The organism is Coleofasciculus sp. A1-SPW-01, from assembly GCF_040217205.1.
GTDB classification, from domain to species: Bacteria; Cyanobacteriota; Cyanobacteriia; order Cyanobacteriales; family Coleofasciculaceae; genus Coleofasciculus; species Coleofasciculus chthonoplastes_A.
In genome coordinates this window covers 1-7,625 of record NZ_JAVJNP010000053.1, presented here as the reverse complement: position 1 = coordinate 7,625, position 7,625 = coordinate 1, and the positions used below count along the sequence as shown (strand labels likewise).

Here is a 7,625-nt window from a genome sequence, read left to right as displayed (position 1 = left end):
GTCTGGCACTTGGGTTAAGGCTTCCAGGAGATTGACCTTCATAGCAAGCAAATGACTCGATTAAACTCTGGTTGCAAGATTTAGTTTACCCTAAATCCTGGTCGCCCTAATTTTCTCTCATCACAATGAATTAGCCCTGCCCTACAAGAGGGGGGAGGACAGAGGATGCTTCGCTTTTTTGGCAGGGGGGATGACAGAGGATGCTTCGCTTTTTTGGCAGGGGGGATGACAGAGGATGCTTCGCTTTTTTTGCACGGGAGAAGGGGAATCGGATGCTCTTGCTCCCCTCTCCCCGGCGTGGGAGAGGGGCTGGGGGAGAGGGGTTGAGCTTAAGTTGACACCAATGACCGACGTGCGCCCATTCCCGACGTGCGCCCTTTTCCACACCAATAGCCTCAAAATCTCATCTGACTTTTCACGGGAAGTCTAGAAAACGGTGTAGAGACGTACCATGGCGCGTCTGGGCGGGTTTAGTCACATCCGGGTGTCACCGAAAAGATAGTGGTGAAACCCGCCCCTACACAATCAATATTCACGTTGCGCCACATACCGTGAAAGTTATAAAGTCCCACCCGTGAGTCTCCGAGTCTCGCGAATGACGCTCTGAGCCTCGTCAATGACGCTTATAGCGTGGGTGAAGGACACTCTGAGCCTCGTGAATGACGCTTATAGCGTGGGTAAAGGACACTCTGAGCCTCGTGAACGACGCTTTGAGCGTGGGTAAAGGACACTCTGAGCCTCGCCAATGACGCTTATAGCGTGGGTGAAGGACGCTCTGAGCCTCGCCAATGACGCTTATAGCGTGGGTAAAGGACGCTCTGAGCCTCGTGAACGACGCTTTGAGCCTCACCGATACAATTCCTCAACCACCCCAACCTCAATTACTTCGTCACCTGATACGCCATCTGCCACAATTGACAGTCGCGGTCATCCTTTAAATAGTCTAATAACCCGGTTAAATGCCCTTCCTGCAATTGTAATAAAGGTTCACCTGGTTTCGGTAACCAGTCTAACTTTGGTAAATTCCGGGTAATGACTGCGACGATTTCCTCCCAACCTGTCGAACCTGTTAATTTAAAATACTGATGACGGGAACTAGCTAAAGGTAACGTTACCGTTCCTCCTGAATGTCGCCATTCTGATGCAAATCCAGAGGGACATAAACACCAGAGTTTCCCTGATGTGCCTTTTTCTAATAGGAGTAAATAGCCCGCCTGTTCCAGATTGATGTCTAAGCGAATTTTACTGTTTAACGGAATCGATATTGGGGCAGTTTCGTCAATTTCCGCTTCTCCCATCTCTAACCCTAACAACTTCGGATTTAATGAAACAGGCTGCAATTTATCATTCAGCAAAATCGGCTGCATTTTATCGGTTGGCGTAGCTTGTCCCCAAAGTTCCTGCCAAAGTTGCTCACAGGTGAGAGGAATGAGACGGCGCTGTTTCACCCAATCTGGATACAAAACCTCGCGCAAATAGCGCTTGGCTATTTTCCACTTCCCCTTAGTGCTTCCCTGATAGTCGCAGCCTTCGGCTTCAAATTTGTCACAAATGGCGATTAAATGGTCGCGGAGAATGGTGGCTGGATTTGAGCCATCACGGGTTCCTTCTAGTAATTCAGCTTCTAGATAAAAGGCGATATCTTTATTCGTAGCATTACTATTTTTATCCTGGAAACGGGCGAGAAATACATCCCAGGTTTTACCAGATAAGCCGAGGCGAGTGGCGATGGCTTTGAGGAATTCGTCCTCATGGATGTCATAATTCGGTAGGTTCATGATTGTCACCGATTCTGTGGCTTTACCCCGATTATAAATAGGGGAAATTGAACTGGAAACCCTGGTTCTACTTCGATCTACATTCTTCTATTTCCGGAACGGTTAACATGTAGAGACGTTGCATGCAACGTCTCTACATGGGTTGGTGAAGGGGGAAGGGTTTGTGGGTGGAATTGGTTTTAGAGACACGGGTTGGGGTGACGGCGAGACTTGTAACAGGCTAAAGCCCGTACTACGAACTACGAACTAGGAACGGGTTCCCCTTCTCCCTTGATGGGAGAAGGGGTTAGGGGATGAGGGTGAACCCAGTTTTATCAATCTATTTTAGTCTACTTTTTTCCACACTATTGCCAGCATTTCAGGTCTAGCGTAGAGGAAATAACTAGAAAGGACAACAGTATGAAAACGACAAACACCTCAACAATTCCGATGACAGCCAATCAACCTGACGTTTTACCCGCCAATTCCCAAACCCTTCTGGTTAATGGTGGCGTAACCATTTTAGCTATCGTAGCGCTAACCTATTTCACGAAAACGTTATAGCAACCGCCATGGCTATTAGGACACATCATTTATGTAGAGACGTTGCATGCAACGTCTCTACAATGGTGCTGCCGTTGTTTGAAAATCCTGGGGATTGCGGGTGACAATCGCATCTACCTGCTGGGCAACAGCACAGGCTATTTGAACAGCATCCTCAAAGTCTACTAAGCCGGAATTGAGAGCCGTATTCAAAACTGTATAATCCACAGGGCAGACACTCAAAAGTGTTAACGTTTGAGTCAAGATTTGTCTGGCTTGTTCAAGATTTTGTGTCTGCCGTTTACAGATATAAAAAATATCCGTTGCACTGGATGCACTAATTAAACCTTCTATACGTTCGGCAGCAATTGCCTCAAAAACTTCACTAGCTAGCTGAAAAAATGGCTCCCGTTCCAGAAAGAAATCGAGAATAATGTTTGTATCCAGAAGAACTCTCACTTGAGGTACTTCTCCACTAAGCGGTCTTCTCGCATCAACTCAATATCTGTATCGGTTAGAACTGGCTGACCGGGTTTTTTCAGACAACCTCGTAGCTGATTAACAAGGGTACGACGTTCCGATTTTGATGGGTGTCTAACTTTCAACGCTTGAACTAAGGTTTCCAGCAGAACGAATTGCTCTTCAACAGATAATTGGTAAATAGCTCGCTGTAGCTCTGGTAAGGTCATAGCTGTGATTCAAGAACGTTTGTTCAAGGGGTAAGGCAACAGGCAACAGGGAATACAAATTTAAATAGGTTTTAGTAGAGACGTAGTATGCTACGCCTCTACCATCACTTACAGGACTGACGCAGCACCGCCATAAGTTGGTCAAGGTGCGTTACGCTACGCTCTCCCCACGATGGCGGACTGACACAGCTCAAATAGGACTTTGTTTGTAGTGAGAACTTTAGTTCTCTAAAGCCTAGCTGGAGAGGGCTAAAGCCCTCACTACGTACCCAATCTATTGCACCATTTTAGTTGAGTCACGCCACTACAAATCAAGGCTTTGCGTAAGTCCTAACTTAAAACAGCGTCAGGATGTAAAGCAGGGTAAACAGAATAATCCAGATGATATCGACAAAGTGCCAATAAATTTCTGCCATTTCAATGCCAACATGCTTGGTTTCACCGTAATGTCCGGGACGACGCGATCGCCACAAGACGCCGAGAATCAGTAAAACCCCCACGGTAACGTGCAAGCCGTGGAATCCGGTCATCAGATAAAAGCAGTTAGAAAACACATTAGTAGTCAGACCATACCCCAATGTGAGATATTCATACACCTGACCGCCTAAGAAAATGACGCCCATAATCGCGGTAATGATATACCACAACCGCATCCCGGAGATATTATTCTTTTTAATCGCCACATCTCCGTTATGGATGACAAAACTACTCGATACCAGAATAATCGTGTTAATCGCTGGAACTAAGAGTTCCACCTCTGTACCTTCGGGGGGCCAGGTTGCGGATACGCCTCGGTAGATTAAATATGAGGCAAACATCCCGCCAAACATCAGGGATTCAGAGGCGAGGAAGACGATTAGCCCCAAAACCCGATAATCGGGATGTTCTTCATGTGCCGCCACAGTTACCTCAGCCGAGGGTTCTGAATTAGGCGAGACTTGATATTCGTCAATGGTTGAACCTTGCATACTATTTTCCTAACTATCGCCATCTACACGTAGAGACGCGCCATGGCGCGTCTCTACATTAACCTTACTTCGCTTCTACAGCAGGTTCCCCCGATGTCGGCGCACTGGGATTGAGACCTTTACCATTGCGACCATTCATGCCATAAGCATAAGGACCATGGGTTAATACAGGTAAGACTTCCCAATTTTCGATTTCAGGTGGTGAACTGGTTGTCCATTCCAGGGTCAAGGCATCCCAGGGATTATCACCCACCTTGGGTCCATACATCCAGCTCCAGATCAGATTAACGGCGAAGGGAACCACCGAGAACCCTAACAGAATTGCACCGAAGGTACAAAGCTGATTAATTGCCGTGAATTGGGGGTCATACATGGCAACCCGGCGAGGCATTCCTTGCAAACCCAAGGAATGCATAGGGAGGAAGGTGAGATTCGCGCCAATAAAGGTGAGAACAAAGTGAACCTTTCCCCAGGTTTCGTTGTACATGCGACCCGTAATTTTGGGGAACCAGTGATACATTCCGGCATAAAGACCAAACACGGAACCGCCAAAGAGAACATAGTGGAAGTGCGCCACAATGTAGTAGGTATCGTGGACATGAATGTCAAAGGGTGCCGTTCCCAGGGTTACGCCACTGAGTCCGCCCAAGACAAACATGCCTAACAAACCGATCGCAAACAGCATTGCCGAGGTGTAGCGGATTTTTCCCTGCCAGAGTGTCGCCACCCAGCTAAAGATTTTCACCCCCGTCGGGACTGCCACAATTAGCGTGGAGATGGTGAAGAACATCCGCATCCAGGGCGGGGTACCACTGGTAAACATGTGGTGTACCCAAACGAATAGACCGACGATACAGATGGCTAGGGATGAATAGGCGATCGCCTTATAGCCAAAGATCGGTTTGCGGGCGTGAACCGGAACCACTTCCGACATAATCCCGAAAATCGGCAGAATCATCAGATACACCGCCGGGTGGGAGTAGAACCAGAACAGGTGCTGATACACCACCACATTCCCCCCAGCATCGGGACGGAAGAAGCTAGTGCCGAAGTTGATATCAAATAACAGCAGGGTTAATCCAGCCGCTAACACGGGCGTGGAAAACAGGGCTAATATCGATGTGGCTAAAATCGCCCAACAGAACAACGGCATCTGATCCCAGCGCATACTGGGAACGCGCATTTTGAAGATGGTGATGATAAAGTTCACCGAACCCAAAATTGAGGAGGTTCCCACCAAGATAATGCTGAGAATCCACATCGATTGAGCAGTATTGGCAGTAATCAGGCTCAACGGGGGGTAGGATGTCCACCCCGATTGAGCGCCGCCGAAAAAGAAACTGCCTAACAGCAGCGCCCCCGCTGGAGGAACCAGCCAAAAGGCGATCGCATTCAGTTTCGGGAATGCCATATCTCTAGCACCAATCATCAGCGGGATCAGGTAGTTGCCAAACCCCCCAATTGCAGCCGGAACGACCCAGAAAAAGATCATGATCGTGCCGTGATTGGTCAGAAAAGCGTTATACAGATTGGGATCAAGTAAATCGGCATCGGGGGTATACAGTTCGGCTCGCATGGCGACTGCCATTAATCCCCCGATCAAATAAAACACGAACGAGGTAACTAGGTATTGAATGCCAATGACCTTATGGTCAACATTAAACGTGAAATAGTCATACCACTTCCATGCCGTTGGATGGGAACTGTGGGAAGTGGCTTGAGATTGAGGTGCAGTTTCGGTTTGGGTCATCAGAATTTCTTGTGACAACTAAAGCAGCCTGTCCAGATGGACAACTGGAGTGTGATGGGCTTCTGTTTAGGATTCATGCATTGAGTGTAACTGGGTTAACGTTTTTTCATCAACGCCCAACTTAGTCGTGTAGGGTTCCAGAAACTCGGACTCGGATAAATCAGCCGGGTTCACCGCAACGGTTTGATTCGGGTTTTGCTGCTGGGCAATCTGATGTTCCTCGAACCAAGCGTCATACTCCTCTTGGGTATGCACAATAAGCTGGGTTCGCATCGCGCCGTGGTAACCGCCGCAGAGTTCAGCACAAACCACTGGATAGGTTCCAGGTTTTGTGGCAACAAACCGCAGTTCCGTTGGTTGACCCGGAATCGCATCTTGTTTCAGGCGGAACTGAGGCACCCAGAAGGAGTGAATCACATCTTGGGCGGAGAGATTCAGTTGCACGTCTTTGCCAACGGGAACATGGAGTTCACCAGCAACCACACCACTATCGGCATAGTTAAAGATCCAAGCAAACTGCAACCCAGTGACATTCACCACCAAGTCAGCCGCCTGTCCTTCCCGTTGTGGGGCTGCGCCAAAGCCGTATTTAGCGCCCTTGGATGCTGCTGCTTCATCGGACTCCATCCCCTCCGCATCAGCCACTAAAGGGGCTGCGATCGCACTTCCGGGCATACTTGCAATATGGGCTGGGGTATCAGCTTTAGCCACCAAGTGATGCGCGGGTTCAAAACCGCCCATATCTCGATAAACTTCGACGCTGTAGATCCCTAGTCCAATCACGATAATGGCAGGAATGGCTGTCCAAAAGGCTTCTAAGGGCAAATTACCGATGATGGGTTCAGCATCCGTATCATCCCCCTCGCGTCGCCGAAATCGAATCATGGCAATCACAATCGCCCCTTCGACGACCAAAAACAGGGCGGTGCCGATAGTCATCATCACGTCAAAAAAGTCATCGACTAACGGCGCTTGTTCTGATGCCTGTTCTGGCATCAAGCCGTGGTTTTGACCAACCCACAAACTGACCAGGGTGATAACGACACCGGCGGTCAGCGTGATAATAGTAGTTGGTACTTTTTCGTTTTCCATAGCTTATCTCCTCGGCAGCAGCAGAGCTCCACCCAGGTTGGGTGAAGTCGCTGTCTGATTCTATCTTGACTATCATCGATCCTAATTCACATTTCGTTATCTGATAGCGCTTGTTTGGAGAAGGGATTCCGGTGCAGGGGTGCAGGGGTGCAGGGGTGCAGGGGTGCTGAGTCCAAATTAGATGTAGGGGCGGGTTTAGGGAATCAATTCAAATATCCACCAATAACGGAACAACAAAACCCGCCCTCCTCACTTAAGAATAAAACCCTCCCACTCCCCCAGCGCAAGGCAATCAATTAATCCAAAACCGGACAACAAAACCGATTAGATTCCCAACCGCGATCGCACATAAACAATATCGGGGTGAAAGGGTGGGGCAGGGCAGGTTTTGTACAAAGGTTATTGGTTACTCCATTAATGTTGTCCCTAAACCCGCCCCTACACAGATTTCTAGACTTAATAGAGTTAGGTTTATATCCACCCACCTAACTAGGGGTTGCTGAATAAGTGTTGTGGTGAGGGGAAGCTGGGGAAGCAAAGGACGAATGACGTAGCTTGCTTCTCGCTTACGCGAGTATGACGAATGACGATCCCCACGTAACCTTTTATCGTGGATGGTAACTTTACCGATCTAATGGCACGATAAAACAAACCAGGGTGGATTAAACCGTTGCATTAAAGAATTTTTTAGCTCTGTTCGCCGGAAGCCCCACACCATACCTGTACTTCGACAGGCTCAGTAACAACCCAGGTTGGTGTCGGGATGGATAGGCGGGTCATTGTCGGTACAGAAATGACCAATAAATTAATCGGGTGAGTGTTGATT

General features: G+C 48.4%; 7 protein-coding genes. 1 reads left to right on the top strand and 6 read right to left on the bottom strand.

Features of this window, described 5'->3' with window-relative positions; translation table 11 throughout:
• Positions 1-881: 881 nt before the first annotated feature.
• A complete protein-coding gene (locus tag RH949_RS09255) occupies positions 882-1,778 on the bottom strand; it encodes a DUF4384 domain-containing protein (protein WP_446352656.1) in 897 nt (298 codons plus the stop codon).
• Positions 1,779-2,177: 399 nt separating this feature from the next.
• Here RH949_RS09255 and RH949_RS09250 point away from each other — a divergent pair, with 399 nt between their 5' ends.
• A complete protein-coding gene (locus RH949_RS09250; RefSeq protein ID WP_446352655.1) occupies positions 2,178-2,321 on the top strand; it encodes a hypothetical protein in 144 nt (47 codons plus the stop codon).
• Between the two features lie 57 nt (positions 2,322-2,378).
• Here RH949_RS09250 and RH949_RS09245 read toward each other — a convergent pair whose 3' ends face one another.
• The 5 genes from RH949_RS09245 to RH949_RS09225 all read right to left on the bottom strand — a co-directional run bounded on the left by RH949_RS09245 (position 2,379) and on the right by RH949_RS09225 (position 6,799).
• Positions 2,379-2,759 carry a PIN domain-containing protein gene (locus RH949_RS09245; RefSeq protein WP_006102158.1) on the bottom strand — a complete coding sequence of 127 codons (381 nt, stop codon included), beginning with the start codon at positions 2,757-2,759 and terminating at the stop codon, positions 2,379-2,381.
• Positions 2,756-2,989, bottom strand: a complete 234-nt coding sequence (locus RH949_RS09240) for a hypothetical protein (protein ID WP_044208174.1) — start codon at positions 2,987-2,989, stop codon at positions 2,756-2,758. Before RH949_RS09240 ends, RH949_RS09245 begins: the two co-directional genes overlap by 4 nt.
• A gap of 335 nt (positions 2,990-3,324) precedes the next feature.
• The gene (locus RH949_RS09235; protein ID WP_446352654.1) at positions 3,325-3,957 is read right to left on the bottom strand and encodes a cytochrome c oxidase subunit 3; all 633 of its coding nucleotides are present in this window, start codon (positions 3,955-3,957) and stop codon (positions 3,325-3,327) included.
• Between the two features lie 64 nt (positions 3,958-4,021).
• Positions 4,022-5,707 carry a cytochrome c oxidase subunit I gene (gene ctaD / locus RH949_RS09230; RefSeq protein WP_446352653.1) on the bottom strand — a complete coding sequence of 562 codons (1,686 nt, stop codon included), beginning with the start codon at positions 5,705-5,707 and terminating at the stop codon, positions 4,022-4,024.
• Positions 5,708-5,773: 66 nt separating this feature from the next.
• The gene (locus tag RH949_RS09225) at positions 5,774-6,799 is read right to left on the bottom strand and encodes a cytochrome c oxidase subunit II (RefSeq protein WP_446352652.1); all 1,026 of its coding nucleotides are present in this window, start codon (positions 6,797-6,799) and stop codon (positions 5,774-5,776) included.
• Positions 6,800-7,625: the final 826 nt, after the last annotated feature.